This window comes from Ruegeria sp. R14_0, from assembly GCF_017743975.1.
Taxonomy (GTDB): Bacteria; Pseudomonadota; Alphaproteobacteria; order Rhodobacterales; family Rhodobacteraceae; genus Ruegeria.
The window spans coordinates 412,334-438,491 of sequence record NZ_JAGHRC010000001.1; the positions used below are offsets into that span (position 1 = coordinate 412,334).

The window sequence follows — 26,158 nt, forward strand, 5'->3', positions numbered from 1 at the left end:
TAGCCCAGTGGATGCGGGCGGGCAAGAGGGCTCATACGGCTTCGATGTAGCTCAGCCAATGGTCCTCGGGCGGGCGCTCTGCAAACCGCCTGATTTCCTGCCGCTTTGTCATGGCAAAGTATCGGATCAGGTCGGCCGGAAAGATGCGCGCAACACTCGGGTCGGTTTCGAACGCTGCGATGGCCGAAGGCCAGTCAGATGCCAGTTGTGGAAGCCCCACAATGTCATAGGCGTTGCCAGAGATCGGGGCAGGTGCGTCCGACTGGTCTTCGATACCATTCAGGGCGGCACCTATGACAGCGGTCAGCATCAGATAGGGATTGATATCCCCTCCGGCGACGCGGTGTTCGATGCGGCGAGCGGCTGGGGCCCCGCCGGGAACGCGCAGGGCCGCAGTGCGGTTTTCATAAGCCCAACTGGCCCCCGTCGGGGCGTGCGCGCCGGGGACAAGGCGCGTGTACGAGTTTCCGTGCGGTGCAAAGACAAGAGTGCTGCCGGGCATCGCCGTCAGGCACCCCGCCACGGCCCAGCGCAAAAGGTCGGTGCCTTCGGGGCCGCCGTTGTCGAACACGTTTCGTCCCTGTTGGTCGACCACTGAGAAATGCACATGCATCCCGTTTCCCGCGTCATCTGTATATGGCTTGGCCATGAAGGTCGCTGTGAACCCATGTTTGCGGGCAAGGCCGCGGGTCAACGCCTTGAAAAGCCAAGTATCATCAGCGCAACGCATGGCGTCCTGATGGTTCAGGTTGATTTCGAACTGGCCAATGCCGCTTTCCGAGATCGCCGTTTGGGCAGGAATGCCCATTGCGGCACAACCGTCGTAAAGCTTGGTGAAGAAGGTGTCGAAAGCGTCCATCTCGGCCATGGACAGAACGGCCTCATCCTCCAGCCGCCGTTGGGTCACCGGGTTGATCGGCGGCTGCGGTTGCGCACCAGAACTGTCGAGCAGGGTGAACTCCAGTTCGGTCGCAGCAATCACGGACCATCCGCGTTGGGCATAGCGTTCAAGGATCGCAGCCAGGGCATGCCGTGGGTCGCCAGCAAATGGGGTGCCCGCGTCGTCATAAAGGTTCATCGGAACCAAGGCGGTGTCGGTTGACAGCCAGGGTACTGGGACCGGGCCGCGATCGGTCGGCAGCAGAACGCCATCGGCGTCGCCTGACTCGAATACAAGCGGGCTGCCGTCGATGTCCGCCCCCCACAAGTCGACATTGAGGGCTGAAAACGGCATGCGCACCGCACCTTTGTCCAGTTTTTCCGCGTAAGAGGGCGGTACGCGCTTGCCACGCATCTGACCGTTCAGGTCACAGGCGGCGACACGAAAACTGTGCAGGCTGCTCAGGTCCATCGGTGACTCCATTCCTCTGGTTCCCCGAGGTGTAATGGAGCCATCGCCGGTTGTCACGAAATTTGATCAAATTTAAATCAGCAAAGAAAAACCCGCGCCTATCGGTCAGGAAAGGCGCGGGCTGGGGTGTTTAGACGAAGCTGACGCCGTTTTCGGCCATCGGCAGCGTTGTGACCTTAACGCCCGACAGGGCCCGGATCGCGTTAGCCAGGGCAGGGGCCGAAGGGGGCGTGCCCGGTTCACCGACACCGGTTGGGGCCTCGGCGGACGGAACGATATGGACGTCAATCGCCGCGATATCGCCAATGCGCAGAGGCTCATAGTCCGGGAAGTTGAACTGGTCCACGGTACCGCTGGTCAGGGTGATCTGGTCGCGCATCACATGCCCGATGCCATAACCCACGCCGCCTTCGATCTGCGCGCGGATCACATCCGGGTTCACGGCGATCCCACAGTCGACGGCACAGGTGACCTTTTCGATCTTGATGCCGTCATCGACATTGCCCGAGACCTCAACCACTTCGGCGGCGTAGGAGCCAAAGGACTTGTGCACGGCGATACCCTGCGCGTGCCCGGCAGGAGCGTTGCCCCAATCCGCCTTTTCCATCGCCAGTTTCAGCACACCTGCCTTGCGCGCCTGATCCGCGTTGGAGGCGTCAGACAGATGAGCCATACGGAACTCGACCGGATCGCGACCAGCGGCCTCGGCGGCTTTGTCCATCATGGTTTCCATGACATAGGCAGTGTGGGTATGACCAACCGAGCGCCACCACAAAAGGGTCGTCGCTTTGGGGGTGTCGGTCAGACCCAGTGACATACCGGGGATGGCATAAGGGCTGTCGGCGATCCCCTCGACCGAGCTGTGGTCGATGCCGTCGTGGACCAGCACCGACTCGAACGGGGTGCCTTTCATGATCGACTGACCGGCAACCTGGTGCTGCCACCCGACGATGTTGCCCTGACCGTCCAGACCGACGCGCACCTTGTGGCCGAAAGCCGGGCGATAGTAACCGCTGCGGATGTCATCTTCGCGCGTCCAGACCAGTTTGACCGGGCGCGACCGGTCAGTCAGGGCAAAGGCCAGCGCGGCCTCGACCTGATAATCCGCGTCCGGCGTCGCACGGCGACCGAACGAGCCACCGGCCAGTAGGGTCTTGATCTCGATCTTTTCCGGCGGCAACTGGAAGATCTCGGCAAGCGCGAAATGCGTGATGGTCGGAATCTGAGCGGCGTCGTGCAGCAGGATGCCACCGTCAGCGGATTGTTCGATGGTGCAGTTCATCGGCTCCATCGGCGCATGGGCGAGCAGGGGGAAGTAGAACGTCTCCTCCAGCACGGTATCGGCCCCGTCGACCGCAGCGGCCACAGCGGACATATCCGCCTTGTTCACATTGTACTGTGGTTCTGCGTCCAGAGCGGTGCGAATCTCGGCCTCGATATCGTCCGAGTTCCGGGTTTCGGCAGCTGACGTGTCCCATTCGACCTCAAGCGCATCGCGCGCCTGGATCGCGGCCCAGGTGTTTTCGGCATATACAGCCACACCCGCCTGATTGGGCAGGGTGGCGGCATTGATGAAGCCTTTGACCTCTTTCGAGGCACTGTCATCAAAGCCGGTCACTGTCGCGCCGCGGGCCTCGGGCCGTTTGATCATCGCCACCATCTGGTTCGGCAGGTGCAAGTCCATGCCATAGATGGCCTGACCATTGGTCTTGATGGGTGAGTCTTTGCGGCGAACCGACTCATTCCCGATCAGAACAAAGTCCGACGGGTCTTTCAGTGTGGGCTCTGCCGGGGCTTCCATCTGCGCTGCTGCAGCTACGAACTCGGCCAGAGGTGCCGACTTGTCGCCCGCTTTGACGATGCCTTCTTCGATTGTAATACCCGACGCATCGACGCCCCAGGCTTGCGCGGCAGCGGCGATCAGCATTTCGCGCGCGGCGGCACCTGCCTGACGGTACTGCATCCAGGAATTGGCAATCGCGGTGGACCCGCCAGTACCTTGGGCCTGACCAAAGGCGAGGTTGGCGTAGACCTGCGGGTTGGACGGGGCAAAATCGTACTCGATCTGGTCCATGCGCAGACCGATTTCCTCGGCGATGATGGTCGGCAGGCCGGTTGCAGGGCCCTGACCCATTTCAAAGTGTTTAACGATCGCGGTCACGGTGCCGTCGGCATCGATCCGCACAAACGGGTTCAGCTGAGCGCTTTCGCTTGATGCAGCAGCAAGTGCGCCGTCATGGCGGGCACCGACCAGCAGAACGGCACCGGCAGCAGCAGCGCTTTTCAGAAATCCACGGCGGGAGGTGTTGATGGTCATGGATCAGGCCTCCAGAATTTCAGATGCGCGCTGGATACCGGCGCGAATACGTTGATAGGTGGCGCAGCGGCACGCGTTGCCAGCCATGTAGTCGTCAATCTCTTCGACGCTGGGCTTGGGGTTTTCGGACAATAGACCTACGGCCGACATCACCTGACCCGATTGGCAATAGCCGCACTGGACCACGTCCAGCTCGACCCAGGCTTGCTGCACGGCCGCGCCGATCTTTTCGTCGCCGACGGCTTCGATCGTGGTGATCTCGGCGTCTTCGACGTCTTCGACGTAGGTCTGGCACGAGCGCACGGGCTCGCCATTCAGGTGCACAGTGCAGGCACCGCAGGATGCGACGCCGCATCCGAATTTCGTTCCGGTCAGCTTGAGTTCATCCCGGATCACCCAGAGGAGGGGCGTACCGGGTTCGGCGTCCACCGTGTGGGTTTCGCCGTTCAGTTTCAAAGTCAATGCCATGAGGGGACTCTCCGTGTTGGGCTGGTTACCTGAGTCGGTAAACTGGCGGGTTTACACTAGGCGAGAAAATTGCATGTGTAAACTGGTGAGTTTACGTAGTGTTTGACCTCAATCTGTCAATGGGTCTATAGCTTTGGATATGAACGAATGCACAACACCGAATGCGTCCAAGCGTGCTCAGATCATTGAGGCAGCCGTGGCTGAATTCCAGGAAAAGGGGTTCGCCGCCGCAAGCATGGATCGCATCTCGGCCCGCGCCGAGGTGTCTAAGCGGACCCTCTATAAGTATTTCGAAAGCAAGGAAAATCTGTTTCGTTCAATCGTGATAGAGCTGTCCGATCGGTTCGCCAGTGTACGCGATATACGATACGAAAAAGGCCGTGATATCCGTGTGCAACTGACCGATCTGGCTTGGGCCGAAGGGCGCATTCTTATGCTGCCCGAGGTTATGGCGATGGCCCGCATGGTGATCAGCGAAACCTTGCGCAATCCTGTTCTGGCTGCGGCTGCCCAAGGCAAACTCGACAAGACGGCGATTTTTGTTCAGATGCTGAAAGACGCAGCCGAAGATGGCCAGCTGCGTATCGACGACCCCGAAAGCGCGGGGCAGGAATTCATCGGTCTGATCAAGGCAAAAGCCTTCTGGCCGATGATCTTTACGGGCAGTGTTCTGACCGAGGCCGAGATGACGGCCACGATCGAGAACAGTGTTGAGATGATCCTCAGCCGCTACGGCGTGTGACCCCCACGGTTATTGCATGGCCTGCGGCAGGATGAAGGGAACCTGCGCCGTTGGCACAGTGCTGATGGGCAGGTCGATGCCATAAACCTGCCGCATGGTGTGGTTGTTCAGGATGGTCGCGGGCGTGCCCGAACCCCAAACTGCGCCGTCTGACATCACGCAAACCTGATCGGCGAACATCGCTGTCAGGTTCAGGTCATGCATCACCACCACGACGCCGCCGCCTTGGGCCGCAAACTCTCGGGCAACGCCCAACACGGTGAATTGGTGCGCAATGTCCAGGCTGGCCACGGGCTCATCCAGCAGCAACCACCTTGGCTGATTGTTATAAGTCGCCTCCCAGACTTGTGTCAGCACGCGGGCCAGTTGAACGCGCTGCTGCTCACCGCCCGAGAGGTTCTGATAGGACCGGTCTTCGAACCCAGCAAGATCGACATGGGCCAGCGCCTTTGATGGCAGGCTGTCGTCCCCCGCCGCCAACCCGTTCGCCAGACCCAACCTGACGATCTCCATCACGGTAAATGGGAAGGCCACCGTCGACGCTTGCGGCAACACGCCCCGCATTGCTGCCAGTTGCCAGGGTTTCAAGCCAGAGATGTCGCGCCCGTTCAGAGAAACATGCCCGGATGCTTGAATCTCACCAGATAAGGCTTTGAGCAGGGTGGACTTTCCCGATCCATTGGGCCCGATGATCGCCGTAACTTTCCCGGGTTCTGCGTCAAAATCCACGCCGTGCAGGATTTCCTTTCGGCGGAGTTTGACGCATATATTTCTCGCCTTCATCCGTTACATCCCCATTGTTCCGTGACGCCGCAGCAGGATCCACAGGAAAACTGGCGCGCCGAGTATTGCGGTTACGATACCAATCGGCAGTTCGGCGGGTGCAACGATCAGACGGCTGATCATATCGGCACATAGCAGCAGGCTGGCCCCCAGTAAGGCCGAGTTCATCAGCAGGCGGTGATGGTCCGGCCCTGTTGCCAACCGCAACAGGTGCGGCACGACGATGCCGATGAAACCAATGCCCCCAGACACGGCGACCGCCGCGCCGGTCGCGCCTGCCACTGCCAGAATGGCGGTGTTCTTGCTGCGTTGCACGGGGATGCCCATGTGATGCGCCACCGCCTCGCCCATGGCCATGCCGTTCAGCGCGCGGGCAAGGAACTGCGCCACAATGACCGAGATCAGGATTATGGGTGCGGCCGTGATCACTTTGGTCCAGGTCGCACCGGCCAATGACCCCATGCCCCAAAAGGTCAGGTCACGCAGTTGTTGATCATCGGCCATATAGATCAGAACCCCGGATACCGCACCTGACAGAGCCCCCAACGCGATCCCGGCCAGCAGCATGGTCGCGACCGATGTCTGCCCCCGCCGTGTGGAAACACGGTAAAGCAACAGGACCGACGTCCACCCTCCCAGAAACGCCGCAACTGCCACCAGACCGTTGCCAACCCAGGCCAGGATCGTCGCGGGCAGATATGCCCCGAGAATGATGGCCGAGATTGCGCCGAGACCCGCGCCTGCACTGATGCCTACGATACCGGGGTCTGCCAGCGGATTGCGGAAAAGGCCCTGCATGACAACGCCAGACACGGCCAAGGCCGCGCCGACCAAAACACCCATGGTCAGCCGGGGCAGGCGGATATCCCACAGGACGATCCGATCAAGGTCCGACATCTCGCGCCCGTTTACCAAATCGACAATCGCTGCGCGGACCGATGCCTCGGACGCGCCAACCGAAATGCTGAGGATACTGGTGAGACCCAGCAGCAAGAGCAGGGCCAAGGTGACCCGCCGCGCCGTCGTCCGACGATCGCGGGCGGGTACGGTCAGCCCGTCGTGATCCATAACAAGGGTCATGAGCCCCCCAGCCGTTCAAGCTCGGACGACAGTTCAGCAATCGCCTGTGCGGTGCGGGGGCCGAAACCCAGAAGGTATGCACCGGGCATACGGATGAGCTTTTTGTTCTGACCGGCTGGCGTCAGTTGTATGGCGGGCAGGGCGAACAGTTCCTCAACCGCGGTGCTGTGATTGCCCTGTCGATACATCATCAGGATCACGTCTGGTGTGGTCGAAGCAATCGCTTCGGGTGTCATCGGTTTGAAGCCCGATACGGAACCGGCTGCGTTCACCCCACCTGCCAGGCGGATGATGCTGTCGGCTTGCGTGTCCGCTCCGCCGACCATGATCCGGTTGTCCTGCGCGGACAGAATGAACAGAACCCGGGCGGTTCCGCCTGAACCGACCGCCGTTGCATGGGCGCCGTCGATTTGCGCGCCGGTCTCCGCTGCCAATGCCTCGGCGGCATCTTCGACCCCCAGCGCCGCGCCAACGGCCCGGATTTTCTGGACCACGCCGTCGCGGCTATAGTCTTCGGCGACCGTGACAAAGGGGACGCCCGCCTCTTTCAGCACGGCGATGGCTTCGGGCGGACCTGCGCCCTCCAGCGCCAGGATAAGGTCGGGAGACACTGACAGAACGCCTTCGGGGGATAGCGCCCGCATGTATCCCACATCCCGCAGATCAAGCGCGGCTGCGGGGTAGGTCGACGTCTGATCGCGGCCCACAAGGCGGTCTTGCTGGCCCAACGCGTACACGATTTCCGTCACAGAGCTGCCGATGGCGATGATGCGGTTCGGTTCTGTGTCGTCCGAAGCGAAAGCGGCCGTTCCAGACGCTGCCGCAATCAATGCGACAACTGATGAAATTCTGCGAAATGCCTGCATTACGCCACCTCGATTGCATTGAGGGTTTGCAGGCCAGCCACCAACTGGTCCCACGCTGGGCGGTGGTCCATCTCGCCGGATCGGCGACCGAATAACTGAAAGATCAGTCCGCCTTCGCGGTCGAACGCCTCGACCGAGACAGCGGGGCCGCGTTGTGTGGGTTTTGTCACCGCCCAGACCTCGGCAATATGATCCGAGCGCAAATGCAGGTTGAACCGCGGATCCAGTACATTGAACCAAGGCCCCATCAGTTTGAGCATTTGCACCGGACCGCCGTGGATTTCGATACATCCACGATTGCCGACGAAGACCATAACTTCAAGCGCCTGGTCGCGCACCTGCTCGAACATCTGTGCGACCGACGTGGGATCAAGCGCTCGGGCCAGCGGTTCCCCTGCGACGCGATATGCGCCTAGGCGGTTCATCTTCAGCTTGGATGTCAGGCGCAGGAATTGGTGGGTGTCCGTCATCTTGGCCCACTCGGTGCGCAGGATGTCGACCTTGTCCGGGTTCGCCTTGGCGGCCTCTGCAGGCTTGCGCGGCGCGACGTTCAACATCTGGGATTGATCCTCGGCTGCCAGCGTACGGACCAGCTTGTTCCAATGGCTCAGGTCGGATCCTTCGCGCAGAAAGATCTTGTGAACCGCATCGCCCGCTGCATCAAAGATCTGTAGGGATCGCTTGGTTCCGTTTTCCGTTTCCCGCTCGATCGCAAAGGCATGAACCCAGTGGCTGGGGAACATACGCAGGTCGATTTCTTCGGTCAGAACCATCGAGGCATGCGCGCCGGAATGGTAATTGTCGTACTGCCCGACCTTTTCGATCACGCACGAAGGGTTGCGCGTCAGTGCCATGACCTCGCCCAACCCGTTGAGCATCGGGAAGAGGTCATCAAGGCCGGCCGACAGCTTGGTGACGTCGATGCCTGTGAAGGCTGCAACGAGTTGACCTTCGGTTATTCCAAGCGTCTCCGCCAGGTCGCGGTCACGTTGTCCGGTGTTTTCAGCATAGGCTGCGCGAATTTGATCCGGGGCCATAAGCGCCTGTTCCGTCATGGGGTTTTCCATCTTCGATTATTAGGGGTGTCAGGCTGGCACGGTCACCGGTAAGCGCGGAGAGCTGCTGGCAAGGGTCGATTCAACGGCCCAGAAATTATGTTGACTATTTTAGTCAGCTTTATTAACGAGCACAAGTCGCCAATAAATGGCGATTCCAAAAATCAAAACAGACTGACCACAGCCAGCACGGAGCAAGCATTTCCGGTCCTCTTAACGTTTCGAAGGGACAGAAATGCGTACGCGAATTCAAAAGATGGGGCTGTTGGGCACCGTGTCATGCCTCAGCATGATTGCGGCCGGCGCTTCGGCGCAGGAACAGGACGATGGCTTTCTCGGCACGCTTGAGCTGGGGGAGAGCAAGCGGGAAATCCAGACCGACACCGCCGTACCCGTGACCAATATCGACCAGGAAGAGATCAATGACCGCCAGGCAAACACCGTAGCCGAACTGATCGACACAGTGCCGGGTGTGACGCTGGTTAACGGCTCGACACCGCAAGGCTCGGGCATCAACATCCGCGGCTTTGGGGCCAATGGCACTTTTGGGACCGACCAGAAAGTGTTGATTCTTGTCGACGGGGCGACGACCGGCGCGGAAGAACTGTATAGGATCGGGAACCAGCTTTTCACTGATCCGCAGCTATACAAAAGCGTTTCGGTCATTCGCGGCACCGTAGGATCGTTCGAATACGGTTCAGGCGTTGTCGGGGGCGTGGTTCATCTGGAAACCAAGGACGCGTCGGATTTCACTGGTGGAGAGCCGGGCTTCCGTTTCCGGCAAACGCTGGAAGGGTATTCCAACGGTAACGGTTTTGCCTCTTCTTCGATCCTCGCGTGGCAGCCCAACCGCCAGACCGAGTTCCTGTTCAACTACACCTACCGTGATCAAGACGACCAGAAGGACGGGAACGGCGACACGATTGGCAACAGTGCGTTCACGTTGCCGTCGCTGCTGGCGAAGGGCAAATACAGCTTTGGCGACGACCTCGAGCATTCGATCACGGCGTCCTACAATCAGTCCACATCCGAAGAGCGCGACGTACCGTATGACTCGTTTGGTACAACGTCAGATTCATTTGGCAACGTTGACCGCGATATCGAAACCAAAATCGGCATTCTGCGCTATCAGTACCGCCCGGCTGGCAACGACCTGATCGATCTGGACGTGAACCTTAGCTACTCAGAGCAAAAGATCGACAGCTCTTACGTTCCCGGATCTTCCAGCCTTGAGGGTACGCCATTCTTCCCAAGCATTCGCGGACTGGCCGATGCGACCCACAACTACGAAACGACGAAGCTGACGATCAAGAATACGTCCTACTTCACAACCGGCTTCGCCTCACATGATTTGCGCGCCGGGATCGAGTTCATCAATCGTGAGCGTCTGGATGCGCCCTCGGCCCCCGGCGGTACAGATCGCAGGATCGCCGTGTTTGCCGTGGACGACATCCAGATCGGGGACGGTCTGACCCTTACCCCGGCGATCCGGTATGAAACGCAGGATATCAAAGGCGACAGCGATGCGCCCACGCCGCGCAATGCAAGCTATGACAACAACGCACTGATGGGCGGCCTGTCTGCACGGTACGAATTCGCCAGCGGTTTCGCCGTATTCGGCAGCGGTGCCTATACGGAAAACCTGCCGATCATCGACGATTTGGGCACGCCCGCTTACATGACCCAGCCCGAAAAGTCGCGCACGTGGGAGGCGGGTTTCTCGTACAACCGCGGTGATATCTTCGCTGCGGGCGATGTGGTTCGCGCCAAGGTCAACTTCTACAAGACGGACCTTTGGGACATCACGTCTTACAGCTCGGGCCGTCCGTCGACCCCGCTGTCGGAAGTTGAAACCAAAGGCGTGGAAATCGAGGCCTCTTACGCCAGCGCGGCTGGCTACTACGTCGATTTCAACGCAAATATCGTCAAGGGAACCGAAACCAGCGCAACCGGTACCGAGAACCGCTGGCGGAACGAGCCGACGGACTCGGCCCGTGTGACGGTCGGTAAGCGCTTTGGTGAAACGCTGGATGTAAGTTGGGAGCTTTTCGGCGCCAAATCCGGCACCGACTCCAGCGGCGATCCGGTGGCGGGGTACGGCGTGAACACCCTGCGCGCGACGTACTTGCCGCAGGAAGGTGCGTTCCAAGGCTTCGAGGTTCGCGCAGGTGTCGAGAACATCTTTGACAAGAACTACCTGCCGAACCTTTCGACCCGCAACTCTCCGGGCCGGAACTTCAAGCTGACCTTGGCGAAAACCTTCTGAACCATACGAAAGGACCAGTCATGCCAACTTACTTTCACAGCACTGCACGGGTGGTCCTGCTGGCCCTGCTCCTGATTTTGGGGGCGGGGCTTGCCAGAGCCGAGGACATCAATGCGCCCGGCGCCGTGTCCATCGAACTCAGCAGCGTTCAAGAGAATGGCCAGAGCTGTCTGCTGAGCTTTCTTGCGGAAAATGCCTATGAAACGGACATCGACAGCGCGGTGTACGAGACGGTTTTGTTCGGTGCCGAAGGGCAGGTCGCCCTGCTGACCTTGCTGGACTTTGCCTCGTTGCCGGCGGGCAAACCGCGCGTGCGGCAGTTTCAGTTCAAGGACATGGCCTGCGATCAGATCAGCCGCATTCTGATCAACGGCGTTCAGGAATGTGAAACCCAAGCGAACATGGCGGATGCATGTGAGTCAGGTCTGACGTTGAAAAGCCGTGTGGCGATTGATGTGATGGGGTGAAGTCATGGACGCAACTATCCAAAAAATAACAGAAGTATTAGAGCTAGGCGGGCCGGTTGTCGCCATTTTGATCCTGACATCGGTCGCCACACTGTCGTTGGTTCTCTACAAGCTATGGCAGTTTCGGGCCGCAGGTGTCGGCCGCCATATCGAGCTGTCGAGGGCCGTTCAGGCCTGGGACCGCAAAGAACTGGCTGAGACCCGCGCGCATCTGAGCAAAAGCCGCAGCTATCTGGCCCCAGTGATCACTATGGCCCTGTCCGGTGAGGATCGCACCCTGTCCGAGCGCGTGGATGCCGAAGCCGAGGCGCGATTTGCGCAGCTTGAACAGGGGTTCAATGTGCTGGACATGGTAGCCCAGCTTGCGCCTCTGCTGGGTTTGTTCGGCACCGTTCTGGGCATGATCGAGGCGTTTCAGACCTTGCAAGGCGCAGGCAACGCTGTCGATCCGTCACTGCTGGCCGGTGGGATTTGGGTCGCGCTTTTGACGACAGCCGCCGGGCTTGCCGTGGCAATGCCGACATCCATGGTTCTGACGTGGTTCGAGGCCCGCATGAACCGTGAACGCAGCTTTTCCAACCGGGCGCTCCGAACTGTTTTTGCACCGGGCCACGCGCAGGATGCCGTTGCGCCAGCCCCGGAAATGGCCCTGGCCCATGGCGCTTGAACTGCGGCGAAAGAGGCGCAGACGCCTGTCGATGACGTCTCTGATCGACGTCATCTTTTTGCTGCTTCTGTTTTTCATGCTGACATCGACATTCACCAAGTTCGGTGAAATCGAATTCGCGACGGCTGCCGCCGGAGGCGGGAAGCAGGATCGGACGCTCCGGTTCCTCAAGCTCGAAGCCGAGCGCATTCTGGTGGATGGCAAGCCCGTGACGCTGGCTGACGTTGCGGTACGGCTGGAGGGTGACAAACCACAGACCGCGCTGATCAGTCTTGGTCCGAACGCGACCTCTCAGGATCTGATCGACCTGCTTTCGGTCCTTAATGGCGTCGACCAATTGCGTGCACAGGTGATCGGATGATCCTGCTAAAGCCAAAGGCACAACAGGGCCGAGAGCCAACGATCGCCCTGATCAACGTGGTCTTTCTGATGCTCATCTTCTTCATGATCGCTGGCACGTTGGCACCGCCGCTGAGCAAGTCGGTGAAATTGGTGGAAACCAGCGATCTTGAAGGGCGCGAGCCGCCGGACGCGTTGGTCATTCGCGCCAATGCGACGCTGGAATACCGCGGTGCCGAACTGACCGGTGTTGACGCCTACGTCGAACGCGCGTCGATCAACTTTCCGCTGGACGACGTGCGCCTTGTCCCTGATCGCGCCCTGCCTGCGAGAAAGCTGAAAGAGGTCAGCGATGCCCTGCGCGCCTTGGGGGCGAAAAAGGTTTTTGTGGTCACCGAAAGGGGCGTGCAATGATACCCAGATCGCGTGGTGTGGCCCTGGGGGCCCTAGCCGTGGCGGCGAGTACGCATGTTCTGGCGCTGCAGGATTTTTCTGCCGCTGAACCGGTTCAGATCGAAGGCGGCGGGGCAGGAGAGACCGCCGCGCTGGGCGAGGCGTTCCGGGATTATGTGACGGGGTCAACAGCCTCAGCCCCGGTTACTGCGCGACAGCAAGCGGTGACGCCGACCTCACAGCAAGTGGCGGTGCGCCCTGTTGAACAAGCTCAGGCAGCGCCAATTCGCGCGGCTGTGGCTGTTTCTCAGCCCACAGCAGTTGCGCAGACCCCAAAGGCACGGCCGCCAGAGCCAGCACCAAAGCCGCGCGCTCAGGTCGCGTCTCAGGCGGGCAATTCCGAAAAGTCCGCGCGAAAGGGCAATGCGTCCGGAACCGAACAAAAGGGCGCTGCCACAGCACGTAAAACAGCTTCGACCTCTGCATCGCAAGGAAATGCTGAGGCCAGTAACTATTCAGGTCACGTAAAGCGCAAGATTACCCGCGCTCGGCGCAAAACTGTGAACATCCGCGGCGCGGCGATCGTGCGACTTCGGATCGGGGACAACGGAGCGTTGCTCAGCCTCGACATCGCGCGCAGTTCGGGGTCCAAACGTCTGGATCAGGTGGCGCTGGCCCAGGTTCGCGCCGCGGCCCCGTTTCAGCCGCCCCCGCCTTCGGCGCGCCGGGATTACACAATCAAGATCGTCGGAAAGTAACGACTGTCCTTCTCAGCCCTGCGTCATCACGGATGGGACCCGGGTTTGGGATCGGACAGAAGACGACGCTTTTCAGCCATGGCCTCGCGGCGGCGTCGCTCAATACCCAGCTTAAAGGACTCTTCTACGAAATCGATATGGTCGTGGGCCGCTTTGACGGCGCGCTCTTCGTTGCCTTCGATCACGGCCAGCCCAAGCTCGCGGTGCTGTTCCATCAGCAGCTTACCGGTTCCGTCGATGGTCTTAAGGAAATCACGGTTGTAGAAAACACCCTGCCGCGTGAGTTCATAGATCGAGGCCATCATATGAATCAGCGTCGCATTCTGGCTGGCATCTACGATTGCGGCATGCAGGGCAAAGTCGGCCTCGCGTGATGCCAGCTGATCCTTTTCGCGCCAGGCGCGTTCATCTTCGGCGAGAATTTCGGTGATCCGTTCCTTGTCGGCGCGGGTCGCGCGGCGCGCGGCAAGCTGGGCGGCAAACCCTTCCTGTTCGCGCCGGTATTCGAGATAGTCAAAAAACGCTGGTTCATGACGTTCATAAAGCGCCAGCAGGGCAGGGAGCATGGCGCTGCCCGTCAATGCCGCGACAAAGGTGCCCTCACCATGTTGGGTGGTGACCAGGCCGCGTTGTTCCAGAACGGCCAGTGCTTCGCGGAGTTTTGGGCGCGATACCCGCAGGGTTTCGGCCAGGTCACGTTCGGATGGCAGCTTGCGGCCCTGTTTCAGGATCCCCGACGCAATCAGGTCTTCGATTTGGGCGACCACCGCGTCAGAGAGTGATTCGTGCCCGATTGGTTCGAAAATCGCTGTCGTGTTCATCGTGGCTGGCCCTTCGAGTTCAGGTTGCAGACATCTCTTGGTAAACAAAACTAACCTTTGACAGCGTTCCAATCAATAGTGTGATTCAAATGCGCCTTTTTTACCGACGGCGCGTCAAAGCTTTGAAAACAAATAGAATGCGGCGAAGTATGTGCGCTTTTCTGTCGTGTCAGTGCTTTTGCGATGTTGGTGAGGCGCCTAATTTTCGGCCTTCAGCGTGCTGATCCAGTGGTAAAGAAAGTTGTTGACTGATTTATGTGGTCAACTTTATTTACCACTTAGGCGCATGTGATTTCGCGTCACGAGATGATCGGACGTTGTGTTCGACCGACCCTGGAGGAGAATTCATGAAAAAGACCCTGACCAGCCTTGCCGTTGCTGCCAGCCTGATGGCCGCCCCTGCCGTGGCCAAGGACAAGCTGCTGCTGAAAACCCCGATCGCGTTCTCGACCGAGCTGCCGGGCCTTGGCTCGCCGATCCCGCGTGTTGCCGAGCAACTGGACCTGATGTCAGGTGGTACGCTGAAGATGAAAGTGTACGAGCCAGGTAAACTGGTTCCGCCGTTCGAGATTCTGGATGCCGTATCCACCGGCAAGATCAACTCGGGCTACACCACCGCTGGGTATTGGGCGGGCAAGATCCCGGCCGCTCCGCTGTTCTCGGCCGTTCCGTTCGGTCCCGAGGCGGGCGAGTACATGGCGTGGCTGTATTACGGCAACGGCATGTCGCTGTATCAGGAAATGTACGATCAGGCGGGTTACAACGTCCACGTGATCCCCTGCGCGGTTATTGCCCCCGAAACCTCGGGCTGGTTCGCATCCGAGATCAACTCTCCCGAAGACCTGAACGGCCTGAAAATGCGCTTTTTCGGTCTGGGCGGCAAAGTGATGCAGAAACTGGGCGTGGCGACGTCGTTGCTGCCGGGTGGTGAGATTTTCCCCGCGCTGGAAAAAGGCGCCATCGATGCGACCGAGTTCTCGATGCCTGCCATCGACGCGCGTCTGGGCTTTCACAAGCTGGTCAAGTTCAACTACTTCCCCGGCTGGCACCAGCAGGCGACCGTGTTTGAGCTGATGATCAACAAGGACGTTTGGGCCGAAACCAGCGAGCAGCACAAGGCGATCATCGAAAACGCCTGTAAGGCCTCGATGGCCGACAGCTTTGCCGAAGGTGAGGCCATCCAGCACGCCGCCCTGATCGACAACGTTGAAAACAACGGTGTCACCATCAAGCAGTGGTCGCCCGAGATGCTGGATACCTTCCGCGCAACTTGGGAAGAGGTCGCCGCTGAAGAGGCCGCCAATGATGCCTTCTTCAACAAGGTTCTGACCGACATGAACCAGTTCCGCGAAGGTTATGACCTTTGGAAAACCAACGCGTTCCTCCCCCGTCAGTAACCTGATCTACTGACGCGTCCGGGGCGGCCAGATCTGCCCCGGACATCCACAGGACCAGACCCTGCAATCCCTTGACCGCGTCCGCGCAGGTCAGCTGAGCGAGGATTTCCCATGGCCACGCAAAACAACCTCAATGATCCGGTCGAAGCCTATGAAGGGCTCCTGGAACATCCCGATACCGACCGCCAAAAAATCGCTGTTGCCATAGACACAGGCGTCAAAGCCGTTGGGCATGTGGTGATGTGGGCCAATGTCCTTCTGATGGCTGCGATCTTCAGTCAGGTTTCGCTGCGCTACCTGTTCAGCCAGAACTATCCCAAACTGGACGAGATCCAGTGGCATTTCTATGGGCTGGTGACGATGATCGGCATTTCCTATGCCTTGATCACCGACAGCCACGTCCGAGTCGACGTTCTGCACATGCAGCTGTCGCGCCGCGCGCAGCGTGTGATCGAAGTGATCGGCATCCTGACCCTGCTGACCCCGTTCATCTATCTGATGATCGACCAGGGGTATGACTATTTCTACGAAAGTTTCCGCGTCAACGAACGTTCGGACAGCCCGACCGGCCTGCCTGCGCGTTGGGCGTTCAAAGCGGTCATTCCGATCAGCTTCATCCTGTTGGCCTTGGCTGCTCTGGCGCGCCTGATCCACGACGGACACGCACTGATGTACGGACCGGCCTCGGAACGTGAGGGCGCGCCGCTGCGCCGAGTTCTGCTGGTGCTGGCTGTGTTCGCCGCCGTCTGTGTTGGCCTGACTTTCCTGGTTGAAACGACCGAGGAAAAACTGGTCATCGCGATGTTCCTGACCTTCATCGCGCTGCTCTTTACCGGCTATCCGGTGGCCTGGGTTCTGGCCGGTGTTGGTGTCGCTTATTGCGGTCTGGCTTACCTGTTCGACAACGATCTGATGCTGTGGACGGGGCTGGAAAGCACCTTTACCGGGCTCGATTACCTGACCCTCGGAGCGGTGGTGAACCGGGTCTATGCGACCATGTCCAACGCGGTTCTGGTGGCCCTGCCGATGTTCATCTTTATGGGCCTGATGCTGGACGAATCCGGTGTAGCCGAGCGTCTGATGTCCTCGATGCAGCGTCTGTTCGGAACTGTGCGCGGCGGTCTGGCGATTACGGTAACCTTGATCGGGATCATCCTTGCCGCGTCAACTGGCATCATCGGTGCCTCAGTCGTGCTGCTGGGCGTGCTGTCGCTGCCGTCGATGATGCAGCAGAAATACCAGCCGACGCTGGCGGCGGGTGTCGTTTCGGCATCCGGTACGCTGGGCATTTTGATCCCGCCCTCGATCATGCTGGTGATCATGGCCGACCAGATGGCCTTGTCTGTCGGAGACCTGTTCATGGCCGCCGTCTTCCCCGGTGTCATCATCGGTGGCCTGTATCTGACCTATATCTTCATCCTGGCGTTGGTAAAACGTGACGCGGCCCCGGTGCCCGAAGGGGCCAAGGCTCCGGACTGGGCCGCCGTCAAGGATGTGCTGATCGCCGTGATCCCAACTCTGCTGCTGATCCTTGCCGTGCTGGGCTCGATCTTTGCAGGCCTGACCACGCCGACCGAGGCCTCTGGCATCGGCGCACTGGGTGCGACCCTGCTGGCATTGGGTTACCGCAAGCTATCCTTGACCAAGTTGTGGAACGTTCTTGTCTCGACCTTCAACACCACCGCCTACATCTTTGCGATCTTTTTGGGCGCGACCGTGTTCTCATATGTTCTGCGCGAACTGGGCGGGGATGAACTGATCGAGCATGTGGTGCAGTCCACCGGGTTCGGAGCCAATGGCACAGTCCTGTTCATCCTGTTCATCGTCTTCCTGCTGGGTTTCGTGCTGGACTGGATCGAGATCACGCTGATCGTGCTGCCCCTGATGCGCCCGATCGTGAACGGGCTGGGCATCGACATCCCTGGGTACGGTGTTCTGGATGAGCCCGCGCTGGTCTGGTTCGTCATTCTGGTGGCGGTCACTCTGCAAACCAGCTTTTTGACCCCGCCCGTAGGTTTCGCCTTGTTCTATCTCAAAGGCGTATGCCCACCAGAGATTAAACTGACGCATATCTACAAGGGCATCATTCCCTTTGTCGTGCTGCAGTTGACCGGTCTGGCGCTGGTGTTCCTGTGGCCCACACTTGCCACGTGGCTGCCATCCGTCGCGTATTAAGGAGGAAGACCCATGCGTCTGAAAGACTGCCATAACTTCCAGGACTTCCGAACTTTGGCCAAACGCCGCCTTCCGGGACCGATCTTTAACTATATCGACGGCGGCGCAGATGATGAGGTGACCTATCGTGAAAACACCCGGGCGTTTGACCGCTGCGACCTGCTGCCCTCGGTCCTGCGCGGGGTGAAGGACGTGGATATGTCCGTCACCGTGATGGGGCAAAAGCTGGACATGCCGATCTATTGCTCGCCCACCGCCTTGCAGCGTCTGTTCCACCATCAGGGGGAACGGGCGGTCGCCGCGGCGGCCGAGAAATACAGCACGATGTTTGGCGTTTCGTCGCTGGGCACCGTCTCGCTCGAGGAGCTGCGGCAAAAGCATAAGAACCCGCAGGTCTATCAGTTCTACTTCCACAAGGATCGCGGTTTGAACTCGGCCATGATGCAGCGCGCCAAAGAGGCGGGCGTCGAGGTCATGATGCTGACCGTCGACAGTATCACCGGCGGCAATCGCGAGCGTGATCTGCGCACCGGGTTCTCGATCCCGTTCCGTCTGACGCTGGGCGGTATGATCCAGTTCGCGATCAAACCGATGTGGGGGATCAACTATGTCACCCACGAGAAATTCCGCCTGCCACAACTGGATGAGCATGTGGATATGAGCGGCGGTGCCAGCTCGATCGGTGGGTATTTCACCGACATGCTGGACCCGTCGATGAACTGGGATGACGTGGCTGCAATGGTGCGTGAATGGGACGGTCAATTCTGCCTTAAGGGGATCATGACGGTCGAAGACGCCCGCCGCGCGGCCGAGATTGGCTGTACCGGTATCATCCTGTCGAACCATGGTGGTCGCCAATTGGACGGCTCTCGCACGCCTTTCGACCAACTGGCCGAGATCGTGGACGCTGTCGGGGACCGGGTGGACGTGATGATGGACAGCGGCATCCAGCGCGGGACCCATGTGCTCAAGGCGCTGTCGCTGGGGGCCAAAGCGGTCGGGGTCGGGCGGCACTATCTGTATCCGCTGGCCGCAGCCGGTCAGCCGGGCGTCGAACGGGCGCTTGGTCTGATGCGCGCCGAGATTGAACGCGACATGAAACTGATGGGCGTTACGCGGGTCGATCAACTGACGCGCGCCAATCTGCGGTTCCGCGATCCGGTGGCGGCGCGGGGCGAGGCACATCGGAACGCGGCATGAGCAACGAGACCCTTATATCCGACTTTCGCGCCATCGTTGGATCACGGCACGTTCTGACCGGCGCGCGCGCGACCGAGCGATTCCGCCGCGGGTTCAGATCGGGGGAGGGCGAAGCGCTCTGCGTCGTGCAGCCCGGCACTCTGCTGGAGCAATGGAAAGTGCTGCAGGCCTGTGTTGCTGCCGACAAGATCGTCATCATGCAGGCGGCCAATACCGGCCTGACCGAAGGGTCCACCCCCTCGGGTCGCTATGACCGTGACGTGGTTCTGATCAACACCCGCCGTATGGACACTCTGGTGCCGCTGAACGACGGCCATCAGGTCGTCAGCTTTCCCGGCGCCACGCTATTTGCGCTGGAAAAGCTGTTAGAGCCGATGGGGCGTGAGCCGCATTCGGTGATTGGTTCCTCTTGCATCGGGGCGTCAATTATAGGCGGTGTCTGCAACAACTCGGGCGGGTCGCTGGTGGAGCGCGGTCCGGTTTATACCGAGCTTTCGGTCTATGCCCGCGTCGCCGAGGACGGTGCATTGGAACTGGTCAATCATCTGGGCATCGATCTGGGCGAGACGCCGGAAGACATCCTGTCCAACCTCGACGCCGGTACGTTCGAGCGTAATCCGGGTGCCACCAACAAACGCGCTTCGGCCAGCGATTACGCGCAAATCGTGCGCGACGTGGATGCCGAAACCCCGGCGCGGTTCAATGCCGACAAGGCCAAACTGTTCGAGTCCGCAGGCTCTGCCGGGAAAATGGCCGTGTTTGCGGTCAGGCTTGATACATTCGCCAAGAACGAGGCCGAGCAGGTCTTTTACGTAGGCACCAACAGCCCCGACGATCTGGCCGATCTGCGTCGTCACATCCTGTCCGAGTTCACATCCCTGCCGGTGTCCGCCGAGTATATGCAGCGCGATGTGTTCGACATCACCAAGACCTATGGCAAGGACACGGTCTGGATGATCGACAAACTGGGCACGGACAGGTTGCCCATGTTCTTTGCGCTGAAGGGCGCAGTGGACGCCCGTCTGCGGCGTATCCCGCTTCTGCGCAATTTCACCGACCGATTCATGCAGATGGCGGTCAGCCTTCTGCCTCAGGTTCTGCCCAAGCGCATGACCGAGTTTCGCGATGCCTACGAACACCACCTGATCCTGAAGATGAAGGATGACGGCATCGATGAGGTCCGCGCCTGGCTGCCCGGTTTCCTCGAAGGCCGCGATGCCGGTTTCTTTGAATGCACCCCACGCGAGGCCAAGATCGCCGGCCTGCACCGCTTTGCTGCGGCCGGCGCCGCGGTGCGTTACATGGCAATTCACGCCAATGAGGTCGAGGATATCATCGCGCTGGACGTCGCCTTGCGCCGCAACGATCGCGATTGGCTGGAAAACCTGCCACCCGAAATCAGCGATCAACTGGTGCACAAGCTCTACTACGGCCACTTCATGTGCCACGTCATGCATCAGGATTATGTTGTGCGAAAAGGGGCCGACCCCAAAGCCCTCAAAGCCGCGATGTTGAAGCTGTTCGATGAACGCGGGGCTGAATACCCTGCCGAACATAACGTCGGGCACCTCTACAAAGCCAAACCGGATCTGGCGGCGCACTACAAATGCTGCGACCCGACAAACTCGTTCAATCCCGGGATAGGAAAGATGTCCAAAGCGCGAAACTATGCAGATGAGTGATGTGCGCGTGAAGGCAAGTCATTGATTTCACTTTTGGTTCGATAATTTTTCTGCATTGCAGCGAAAAAACCTTGCAATGCTGCAATGCGGCATTCATATTGTCCTTACGCTGAGGAAAGCCGGGGTGGGCCCGGTTCGGCAAAAGGATTTGTAAAATGGCAAAGACGCAAGATTTCACTGCGACCCTGAAAGACATGATGGGCGCGTTCCCCGTTGACACCACCGCTCTGGAAGGTGCCTTCAAATCGACCGCGACGCTGAACGAAAAGCTGTCGGGTGTTGCTCTGGAAGCGGCTGAAAAGTCGGCCGAGATCTCGAACAAATGGACCAAGGACACCCTGGCCAAACTGACCGAGATGTCGAAAGCCAAGGCCGAGCCTGCAGACTACGCCAAAGCTGCGACCGATTTCGCCAGCGCATCGGCCGAAGTTGCAGCCGAGAACATGGCGGCTTTCGCTGAGATCGCGAAAAAGGTTCAGACCGAAACCGTTGAGCTGCTGATGGCGGCTGGCAAAGACGCAGCCGAAGACGCAACCGCGGCCGTCAAGAAAGCCACCAACGACGTGACCGCAGCTGCCAAGAAAGCCGCTGCTGCCAAGTAAGTAAATGCCGCGAGGCGCACCCGTTCCTCCCATCCGGTGCAATCGCGTAGGGCAGGTCGAAAGACCTGCCCTTTCTTTTTGCGGCCCGTGTGCCTATGGGCGGTCTCGTGCCGACATCAAGCAGGCCTTCAACTTTGCCAGCGCCGGTTCCATTTCTTCTTCGGCGTATCCGCAAAATCCAAGGACCAAGCCATTGTGCTCTGACCCCGCCACCGAAAAGCGTGAGAGAGGTTGTGCTGCAATCCCCATATCGTTTGCTGGTACGGATATGTCTTTGTCTTCAAGGCCGTCGTTCAAGTGAAACAAAACCTGCATACCGGCCTGATGGTCAGTGAAAGTCCCGAATTCTGCAAAGTCATGCCTGAGCCGCGCCGAAACAAACTTTCTCCGTTCATCATAAACCCGGCGCACCCGACGGAGGTGCCGACAAAACCCTCCGGATTTCATGAAATCGGCCAGCGCTTGTTGCGGCATGTAGCTTGCCTTTAACCCGAAGCGCGTCCACGTTAGCCGGATGTGGGCAAGCAGCGCTTCGGGGGCAACAACGTATCCCAACCGTAGGGAATTCGAGAACACTTTGGAAAAACTGCCGACATAGATTGCCCGATTGAGGCGATCAAACCCAGCCATGGCGGGGATTGGCCGACCTGCGTACCGGAATTCGCTGTCATAGTTGTCTTCAATGATCCAGGCCTCATTCTTCTGGGCCCATGCGAGGAAATCCAACCGGCGGTTTGGCGACATGGCCCCGCCAAGAGGGTATTGGTGTGATGGGGTCAGCACGGCAAGCTTTGGCGCAGTACCCCGCGCAGGCAATCGGGCCCCGTTTTCATCTACTTCCAAATAGGTACGTACCAACCCCTGGGCATCGGCAAGCTGGCGCACGGGCAGATAGCCGGGGTTTTCCAGACCGATGACGTCGCCTTTGGCGACCAGACTGCGTAAACAAATCTCAATGGCATCAATTGAGCCTGCCGTCACAATGATCTGATGCGGTGAGGCATCAATACCCCGCCATTCCGAAACATGCCCTGCAATGGCTGCGCGCACGTCGCTGTTTCCAAAACTGGATTCCCCGACCAGCATCGCCTCGGGGTTTGCTCGGCAGACACGGGCAACAGCTTTGGCCCATTGCCGATGGGGGAACAATCACATGTCGGGATAGCTGGCTTGGAATGGAGTCGGCGATTTGTTCCGCTCGTCAATAAACGTACTGCCTTTCACGTCCTTCCGCTGTGTAAGCTCGACTTCTCCCATGGCGCAAATTGTGTAGCCCGACCCTTACCGGCTGTTCAGATACCCTTCGGCAACAAGTTGTTCATAGGCTGTTACGATGGTCGAGCGTGACACGCCGAGTTCCGTGGCGAACACGCGAGTTGGCGGTAGTTTCGTCCCTTGGGGCAGATCACCAGAGACGGCGCGTTCTCGGATGGCTGCACAGATCTTTTCAAAGACCGGTGTTTTTGCGGACCGGTCGATGGAGAACGCGAGCCAGGAAGTTTCCTTCATTTTGGTATGCTCATGCTTAAATGTTTTGGAGGTTAGTGACCATCCAAAGCCATAGCAATCCCTTCACGCTCGAACACCTGAAAGGAGGACGCCTTGGCAATGGGTGGCAATGAATTCGACCAGCCCTATCGGCTTGTCTTTGGCAGACTAGGCAGGTGGGCGGTCACACCCGCAGGTTTTCAGAAGATACCGTACATAAAGAAGCAGAGCGATTGTCGTTACCGCTGCTGCAATGTTGAATGCGACTTCCCACACTGTCATTCAGGTGCTCCCTCAATTGATAAGTTTCGCTTCCCTGCACTGTTTCCCGTTCGACAAGTGGAGGGCGGTGCTTTTGGCAATCCACAAATACCAAGAAGTGGACGAATAGCGGACTTCCACCGGAAATCCCCTGCGAGCAAAAAGCCGCAATCATCCTTTCTGCAAGACGAGATCGGGCTCTGCGCACGTTGAACGCGCGAAATACCCCGCGCGCCAAAACTGCCAGAGTGTTACCAAGCTATCCATCGCTATTCCGCCGCCAAAGAGAAAAGCTATTTTGGTGAGATCAGGGACGAACTCACCTGCCAGGTACGCGACAAAGGCCCCGCCATAGTAGATCACGCTGACGAACAGGGATTGATAGAGCATCAGGTCCGTTCTGCCCATCCCATACAGGTAGCTGTCAAGAACATGGTTCAAAGCGAAGACGACATAGAAACCCAGGAAAACCAGCGCGAGATACATTACTTTTCCAGCCTCATCCGACCCCATCGCATTAGCAATGAACCAGCGCCATGCTGGGATCGTAGCAAGCCACAGGCCAACTATGATCACGGTAAGCCAGAAATATCCCGCCAAACGCCCGTCGATCTTGCCTTGGTGATTCCCGACGTCTTGCCGGATCAATGTCCCGAGTGTGAGGACCGGCAACAGAAGCCAGCCCCAAATGAAGTTGTTGGTCACCCAGAACAGACCCGCTTCGTTGACCTCGTTTACCAGTTTCAGGATCATGAGTGAGAAGGCAAGGTTTCGGACGCCTGCCTCCAGGCCAGAGCGGATCGCCACGCACAACCAGTCCTTTTTCCACCCTTCGACGCGTCCAAGATGAGGAATGCCGAGAACTCCGGCTCGTGCGAGAATTGCGATGGACGGCATAAACAACAAAGCACCAACCGCGATATTCGTTAGAGCGACGCCCTGAACCCCGAGGTCGAACGAAAAATCAAATTGTCCCACGAAGACGCTGTCAAAGAGCATGGTCAGCATTGCTCGTGCCGCCACCAGAGCAATGAGGACACGGGGCCACGACAATGCGACAACGACGATGATGCAGATGTCATTCAGGACGCCGACCATTATGCCCAATGCCTCGAGGCGCACATATTCTGCCGTTTTTGCCTGAAGCTCAGGTTGTTGAGACATCGCGCGTGTTAACCAATCCGAGCCGAGCAGGATCGCAATTGTTAAAAGCCCGTAGGAAAGGAGAGCGACAAGAAAGGCATCGCCGACCCTTTCACGCAAGGCCGCACGATCCGCAATGACCTTCCCAAAGACGTAGTAGAGCGGAAGTAAGAGTGCTTCCTGAACCACTTCATATGCAAGATTCAGCCATGCGGCTTGCGCCGCAATGCTGACGCTCCACGTATCCGGCAGGCTGTTCAGGAAGTAAATTCGCACAGTTGAATAAAGGGTTGGCAACAGCGCTGTAAGGACTATGGCAAACCAAAGTCGGTAATCGATGCCTTTCAGAGACGACATGTAATATTCCGTTAATCAAATTGATACTGGTGCGCGACTTCACGCTAAAAAGTTCCCGCGCCAACTGAGCATTTTGTGGTCAAGTGATGGTCTTTGCGCTTTTCCCTGCTGATGGGTGAAGTGCAACGGAAGTATCCTCAGTCTTTGTTCTTGCGGTGGTGCCTCGCGTGCACCTCAAGAGCTTCCGCGTGCTCCTCCAGCCAAGCTCGTTTCCGGTCCTCCTTGGTCGCGACAAGTTCCGAAACACGCTTGTCCAGAGCGCCGGTATCTGCATCGGTCAACTGACTACGCAGTTCGAGCAAAAGGTCGATGACGACCTTGCGAGGGAGTTGCCAAAGCAGTTTTTCCAACACCCGAACGTTGTCTTTGAAAAGGTTCTTGTCTGACCGGTGTCGTATTCCCGGAACATCACCAATGCACATTCCATGTGGTATTCGGCAAAGCGTGTAGCGATCTGTGCTGTTTCCACGTCGATTTCCTGCTGCGACCTTCCGAGCAGGAAGTGAATGACAACCAAATACGACATGACGGAAAAACCAATCCGGCGAATAAAGGATCCTGGCAGGAGACTGTTGCCCCAAGTAGGGCGAAGCTCCTGCCACCACGCTTCAATGAAAGGCATCGTCTCGGGGGCCAGCGTATAGTCGCCCCAGGAGTTTTTCTGCGCGCAAAGCGCAAGCCACATTTCACGTAGGCCTTCCTGTTCTATCTTGTTCTTTTCTCCTTGGAAGAAAAGAAAATGATCGAACATATCGGAGTCGGTCCGATTTTCGGCTATGACATTGTTGAAACGCTGGCAAAGACTGTCGAGCATGCTTGGGAGATCAATGTTCATCTTCCACGTTTCGCGTACTGTGAGGCCCAGAAAGGTGAAGTGTGGGTCGGTAACGGTGAGCTTGTGTTCCTCGCTCTTTAGCCGGTTGGCGATTTCCTCATGAGAATACGCGTCGAGAATCCATGGTTTGATCCGCGCGTAATTTGATTGAGTTAGAACCAATTTGAAGAATTGGCCCACCTCGTCCTGGAACCAATAGGAGCCGTTGTTCTCTTTTAGGTCGATAAACCATTGTGCGTCGCTACTGTATTTCGGGAACATCCGAACTGGGGCGGTCTGGTCCTCGCCAAACAGAGTGTCCTTAACCCGGTTTGTAGCCAGGGTTTGGGAACTTGCTGAAGAAGCCATGGCGATAGTCCAGAGGATCGGACGATGTGGCTTCATTCCTGGGATTTTCAACGGGGCACCATTCTGTGTTAGCCAGGAAGACGCGATCATGATCAATTGAAACAAGGGTATCCGGCTTGTAGTTCAAATACTGCGCTACATGTTCCAGCGGGATAATCGGATTTCCACCGAAGTGGGCGAGCAGCATGTCGATGGTTTTCATCTTGGTCTCCTTTGCTTGTGGAGAGGAAATGCGTTTCGGCTTCAAAAGGCGGAAAACTGGTTTGATAGGAGTTTGATGGCCGATGCATTTAGCCC

Annotated in this window: 25 protein-coding genes; 12 read left to right on the forward strand and 13 right to left on the reverse strand. The window is 58.5% G+C overall.

Annotation, left to right across the window (positions count from 1 at the left end; genetic code table 11):
* Positions 1-31: 31 nt before the first annotated feature.
* The 3 genes from J7416_RS02040 to J7416_RS02050 all read right to left on the reverse strand — a co-directional run bounded on the left by J7416_RS02040 (position 32) and on the right by J7416_RS02050 (position 4,136).
* The gene (locus tag J7416_RS02040; protein ID WP_209222582.1) at positions 32-1,351 is read right to left on the reverse strand and encodes a glutamine synthetase family protein; all 1,320 of its coding nucleotides are present in this window, start codon (positions 1,349-1,351) and stop codon (positions 32-34) included.
* A gap of 130 nt (positions 1,352-1,481) precedes the next feature.
* Positions 1,482-3,668: a xanthine dehydrogenase family protein molybdopterin-binding subunit gene (locus tag J7416_RS02045; RefSeq protein WP_209222584.1), complete on the reverse strand. Its 2,187-nt coding sequence runs from the start codon at positions 3,666-3,668 to the stop codon at positions 1,482-1,484.
* A gap of 3 nt (positions 3,669-3,671) precedes the next feature.
* A complete protein-coding gene (locus tag J7416_RS02050; protein ID WP_209222585.1) occupies positions 3,672-4,136 on the reverse strand; it encodes a (2Fe-2S)-binding protein in 465 nt (154 codons plus the stop codon).
* A 139-nt stretch (positions 4,137-4,275) separates the two neighbouring features.
* Here J7416_RS02050 and J7416_RS02055 point away from each other — a divergent pair, with 139 nt between their 5' ends.
* Positions 4,276-4,878 (forward strand): TetR/AcrR family transcriptional regulator, encoded by a 603-nt coding sequence (locus tag J7416_RS02055; RefSeq protein WP_209222587.1) that lies wholly within the window; start codon positions 4,276-4,278, stop codon positions 4,876-4,878.
* A 9-nt stretch (positions 4,879-4,887) separates the two neighbouring features.
* On the opposite strand, the gene J7416_RS02060 is transcribed toward J7416_RS02055, so the two are convergent.
* From J7416_RS02060 to J7416_RS02075, 4 genes are read right to left on the reverse strand one after another with little or no spacing between them, the layout of a single operon-like run.
* Complete coding sequence (locus tag J7416_RS02060; RefSeq protein ID WP_209222589.1) at positions 4,888-5,661, reverse strand: heme ABC transporter ATP-binding protein; 774 nt, start codon at positions 5,659-5,661, stop codon at positions 4,888-4,890.
* Between the two features lie 3 nt (positions 5,662-5,664).
* Entirely contained in the window at positions 5,665-6,741 is a 1,077-nt protein-coding gene (locus J7416_RS02065; protein ID WP_247744076.1) for an iron ABC transporter permease, read from the reverse strand.
* Positions 6,738-7,607, reverse strand: a complete 870-nt coding sequence (locus tag J7416_RS02070) for an ABC transporter substrate-binding protein (protein WP_209222591.1) — start codon at positions 7,605-7,607, stop codon at positions 6,738-6,740. Before J7416_RS02070 ends, J7416_RS02065 begins: the two co-directional genes overlap by 4 nt.
* Positions 7,607-8,662: a ChuX/HutX family heme-like substrate-binding protein gene (locus J7416_RS02075; protein ID WP_209222593.1), complete on the reverse strand. Its 1,056-nt coding sequence runs from the start codon at positions 8,660-8,662 to the stop codon at positions 7,607-7,609. The genes J7416_RS02070 and J7416_RS02075 overlap by 1 nt, the downstream gene beginning before the upstream one ends.
* A 235-nt stretch (positions 8,663-8,897) precedes the next feature.
* Between J7416_RS02075 and J7416_RS02080 the strand changes: the two genes are divergently transcribed.
* Genes J7416_RS02080 through J7416_RS02105 form a run of 6 tightly spaced genes read left to right on the forward strand, consistent with a single transcriptional unit; the run spans position 8,898 to position 13,552 of the window.
* Positions 8,898-10,928, forward strand: coding sequence for a TonB-dependent receptor (locus J7416_RS02080; RefSeq protein WP_247744077.1), 2,031 nt, complete (start codon positions 8,898-8,900; stop codon positions 10,926-10,928).
* Positions 10,929-10,948: 20 nt separating this feature from the next.
* The gene (locus J7416_RS02085; RefSeq protein WP_247744078.1) at positions 10,949-11,395 is read left to right on the forward strand and encodes a hypothetical protein; all 447 of its coding nucleotides are present in this window, start codon (positions 10,949-10,951) and stop codon (positions 11,393-11,395) included.
* Positions 11,396-11,399: 4 nt separating this feature from the next.
* A complete protein-coding gene (locus J7416_RS02090) occupies positions 11,400-12,062 on the forward strand; it encodes a MotA/TolQ/ExbB proton channel family protein (RefSeq protein WP_209222595.1) in 663 nt (220 codons plus the stop codon).
* The gene (locus J7416_RS02095; RefSeq protein WP_209222597.1) at positions 12,052-12,423 is read left to right on the forward strand and encodes a biopolymer transporter ExbD; all 372 of its coding nucleotides are present in this window, start codon (positions 12,052-12,054) and stop codon (positions 12,421-12,423) included. Before J7416_RS02090 ends, J7416_RS02095 begins: the two co-directional genes overlap by 11 nt.
* On the forward strand, positions 12,420-12,815 hold the full coding sequence (locus tag J7416_RS02100) for a biopolymer transporter ExbD (RefSeq protein ID WP_209222599.1): 396 nt from the start codon (positions 12,420-12,422) through the stop codon (positions 12,813-12,815). The genes J7416_RS02095 and J7416_RS02100 overlap by 4 nt, the downstream gene beginning before the upstream one ends.
* Positions 12,812-13,552 carry a TonB family protein gene (locus J7416_RS02105; protein WP_209222601.1) on the forward strand — a complete coding sequence of 247 codons (741 nt, stop codon included), beginning with the start codon at positions 12,812-12,814 and terminating at the stop codon, positions 13,550-13,552. The genes J7416_RS02100 and J7416_RS02105 overlap by 4 nt, the downstream gene beginning before the upstream one ends.
* A 26-nt stretch (positions 13,553-13,578) precedes the next feature.
* On the opposite strand, the gene J7416_RS02110 is transcribed toward J7416_RS02105, so the two are convergent.
* A complete protein-coding gene (locus J7416_RS02110; RefSeq protein ID WP_209222603.1) occupies positions 13,579-14,373 on the reverse strand; it encodes a FadR/GntR family transcriptional regulator in 795 nt (264 codons plus the stop codon).
* Between the two features lie 347 nt (positions 14,374-14,720).
* Between J7416_RS02110 and J7416_RS02115 the strand changes: the two genes are divergently transcribed.
* The 5 genes from J7416_RS02115 to J7416_RS02135 all read left to right on the forward strand — a co-directional run bounded on the left by J7416_RS02115 (position 14,721) and on the right by J7416_RS02135 (position 21,429).
* Complete coding sequence (locus J7416_RS02115) at positions 14,721-15,770, forward strand: TRAP transporter substrate-binding protein (RefSeq protein ID WP_209222605.1); 1,050 nt, start codon at positions 14,721-14,723, stop codon at positions 15,768-15,770.
* A 111-nt stretch (positions 15,771-15,881) separates the two neighbouring features.
* The gene (locus J7416_RS02120) at positions 15,882-17,945 is read left to right on the forward strand and encodes a TRAP transporter large permease subunit (RefSeq protein WP_209222607.1); all 2,064 of its coding nucleotides are present in this window, start codon (positions 15,882-15,884) and stop codon (positions 17,943-17,945) included.
* A gap of 12 nt (positions 17,946-17,957) precedes the next feature.
* A complete protein-coding gene (locus J7416_RS02125) occupies positions 17,958-19,145 on the forward strand; it encodes an alpha-hydroxy acid oxidase (protein WP_209222608.1) in 1,188 nt (395 codons plus the stop codon).
* Entirely contained in the window at positions 19,142-20,827 is a 1,686-nt protein-coding gene (gene dld, locus J7416_RS02130) for a D-lactate dehydrogenase (protein WP_209222610.1), read from the forward strand. Before J7416_RS02125 ends, dld begins: the two co-directional genes overlap by 4 nt.
* A 155-nt stretch (positions 20,828-20,982) precedes the next feature.
* Positions 20,983-21,429, forward strand: a complete 447-nt coding sequence (locus J7416_RS02135; RefSeq protein WP_170426481.1) for a phasin family protein — start codon at positions 20,983-20,985, stop codon at positions 21,427-21,429.
* A gap of 93 nt (positions 21,430-21,522) precedes the next feature.
* On the opposite strand, the gene J7416_RS02140 is transcribed toward J7416_RS02135, so the two are convergent.
* From J7416_RS02140 to J7416_RS02155, 5 genes are all read right to left on the reverse strand, one after another.
* Positions 21,523-22,578 (reverse strand): PLP-dependent aminotransferase family protein, encoded by a 1,056-nt coding sequence (locus J7416_RS02140; protein WP_247744080.1) that lies wholly within the window; start codon positions 22,576-22,578, stop codon positions 21,523-21,525.
* A 132-nt stretch (positions 22,579-22,710) separates the two neighbouring features.
* Positions 22,711-22,938: a winged helix-turn-helix domain-containing protein gene (locus J7416_RS22585; protein ID WP_247744081.1), complete on the reverse strand. Its 228-nt coding sequence runs from the start codon at positions 22,936-22,938 to the stop codon at positions 22,711-22,713.
* A gap of 411 nt (positions 22,939-23,349) precedes the next feature.
* Positions 23,350-24,678: an MATE family Na+-driven efflux transporter gene (locus J7416_RS02145; protein ID WP_209222612.1), complete on the reverse strand. Its 1,329-nt coding sequence runs from the start codon at positions 24,676-24,678 to the stop codon at positions 23,350-23,352.
* A 277-nt stretch (positions 24,679-24,955) separates the two neighbouring features.
* Positions 24,956-25,861, reverse strand: a complete 906-nt coding sequence (locus tag J7416_RS02150; protein WP_209222614.1) for a hypothetical protein — start codon at positions 25,859-25,861, stop codon at positions 24,956-24,958.
* The gene (locus tag J7416_RS02155; RefSeq protein ID WP_209222615.1) at positions 25,815-26,063 is read right to left on the reverse strand and encodes a hypothetical protein; all 249 of its coding nucleotides are present in this window, start codon (positions 26,061-26,063) and stop codon (positions 25,815-25,817) included. The genes J7416_RS02150 and J7416_RS02155 overlap by 47 nt, the downstream gene beginning before the upstream one ends.
* Positions 26,064-26,158 lie beyond the last annotated feature (95 nt).

Coding starts and splice junctions, on each gene's coding strand:
- J7416_RS02040 (WP_209222582.1), bottom strand. CDS start 1,351: ATGGACCTGAGCAGCCTGCACAGTTTTCGTGTCGCCGCCTGTGACCTG.
- J7416_RS02045 (WP_209222584.1), bottom strand. CDS start 3,668: ATGACCATCAACACCTCCCGCCGTGGATTTCTGAAAAGCGCTGCTGCT.
- J7416_RS02050 (WP_209222585.1), bottom strand. CDS start 4,136: ATGGCATTGACTTTGAAACTGAACGGCGAAACCCACACGGTGGACGCC.
- J7416_RS02055 (WP_209222587.1), top strand. CDS start 4,276: ATGAACGAATGCACAACACCGAATGCGTCCAAGCGTGCTCAGATCATT.
- J7416_RS02060 (WP_209222589.1), bottom strand. CDS start 5,661: ATGAAGGCGAGAAATATATGCGTCAAACTCCGCCGAAAGGAAATCCTG.
- J7416_RS02065 (WP_247744076.1), bottom strand. CDS start 6,741: ATGACCCTTGTTATGGATCACGACGGGCTGACCGTACCCGCCCGCGAT.
- J7416_RS02070 (WP_209222591.1), bottom strand. CDS start 7,607: ATGCAGGCATTTCGCAGAATTTCATCAGTTGTCGCATTGATTGCGGCA.
- J7416_RS02075 (WP_209222593.1), bottom strand. CDS start 8,662: ATGACGGAACAGGCGCTTATGGCCCCGGATCAAATTCGCGCAGCCTAT.
- J7416_RS02080 (WP_247744077.1), top strand. CDS start 8,898: ATGCGTACGCGAATTCAAAAGATGGGGCTGTTGGGCACCGTGTCATGC.
- J7416_RS02085 (WP_247744078.1), top strand. CDS start 10,949: ATGCCAACTTACTTTCACAGCACTGCACGGGTGGTCCTGCTGGCCCTG.
- J7416_RS02090 (WP_209222595.1), top strand. CDS start 11,400: ATGGACGCAACTATCCAAAAAATAACAGAAGTATTAGAGCTAGGCGGG.
- J7416_RS02095 (WP_209222597.1), top strand. CDS start 12,052: ATGGCGCTTGAACTGCGGCGAAAGAGGCGCAGACGCCTGTCGATGACG.
- J7416_RS02100 (WP_209222599.1), top strand. CDS start 12,420: ATGATCCTGCTAAAGCCAAAGGCACAACAGGGCCGAGAGCCAACGATC.
- J7416_RS02105 (WP_209222601.1), top strand. CDS start 12,812: ATGATACCCAGATCGCGTGGTGTGGCCCTGGGGGCCCTAGCCGTGGCG.
- J7416_RS02110 (WP_209222603.1), bottom strand. CDS start 14,373: ATGAACACGACAGCGATTTTCGAACCAATCGGGCACGAATCACTCTCT.
- J7416_RS02115 (WP_209222605.1), top strand. CDS start 14,721: ATGAAAAAGACCCTGACCAGCCTTGCCGTTGCTGCCAGCCTGATGGCC.
- J7416_RS02120 (WP_209222607.1), top strand. CDS start 15,882: ATGGCCACGCAAAACAACCTCAATGATCCGGTCGAAGCCTATGAAGGG.
- J7416_RS02125 (WP_209222608.1), top strand. CDS start 17,958: ATGCGTCTGAAAGACTGCCATAACTTCCAGGACTTCCGAACTTTGGCC.
- dld (WP_209222610.1), top strand. CDS start 19,142: ATGAGCAACGAGACCCTTATATCCGACTTTCGCGCCATCGTTGGATCA.
- J7416_RS02135 (WP_170426481.1), top strand. CDS start 20,983: ATGGCAAAGACGCAAGATTTCACTGCGACCCTGAAAGACATGATGGGC.
- J7416_RS22585 (WP_247744081.1), bottom strand. CDS start 22,938: ATGAAGGAAACTTCCTGGCTCGCGTTCTCCATCGACCGGTCCGCAAAA.
- J7416_RS02145 (WP_209222612.1), bottom strand. CDS start 24,678: ATGTCGTCTCTGAAAGGCATCGATTACCGACTTTGGTTTGCCATAGTC.
- J7416_RS02150 (WP_209222614.1), bottom strand. CDS start 25,861: ATGGCTTCTTCAGCAAGTTCCCAAACCCTGGCTACAAACCGGGTTAAG.
- J7416_RS02155 (WP_209222615.1), bottom strand. CDS start 26,063: ATGAAAACCATCGACATGCTGCTCGCCCACTTCGGTGGAAATCCGATT.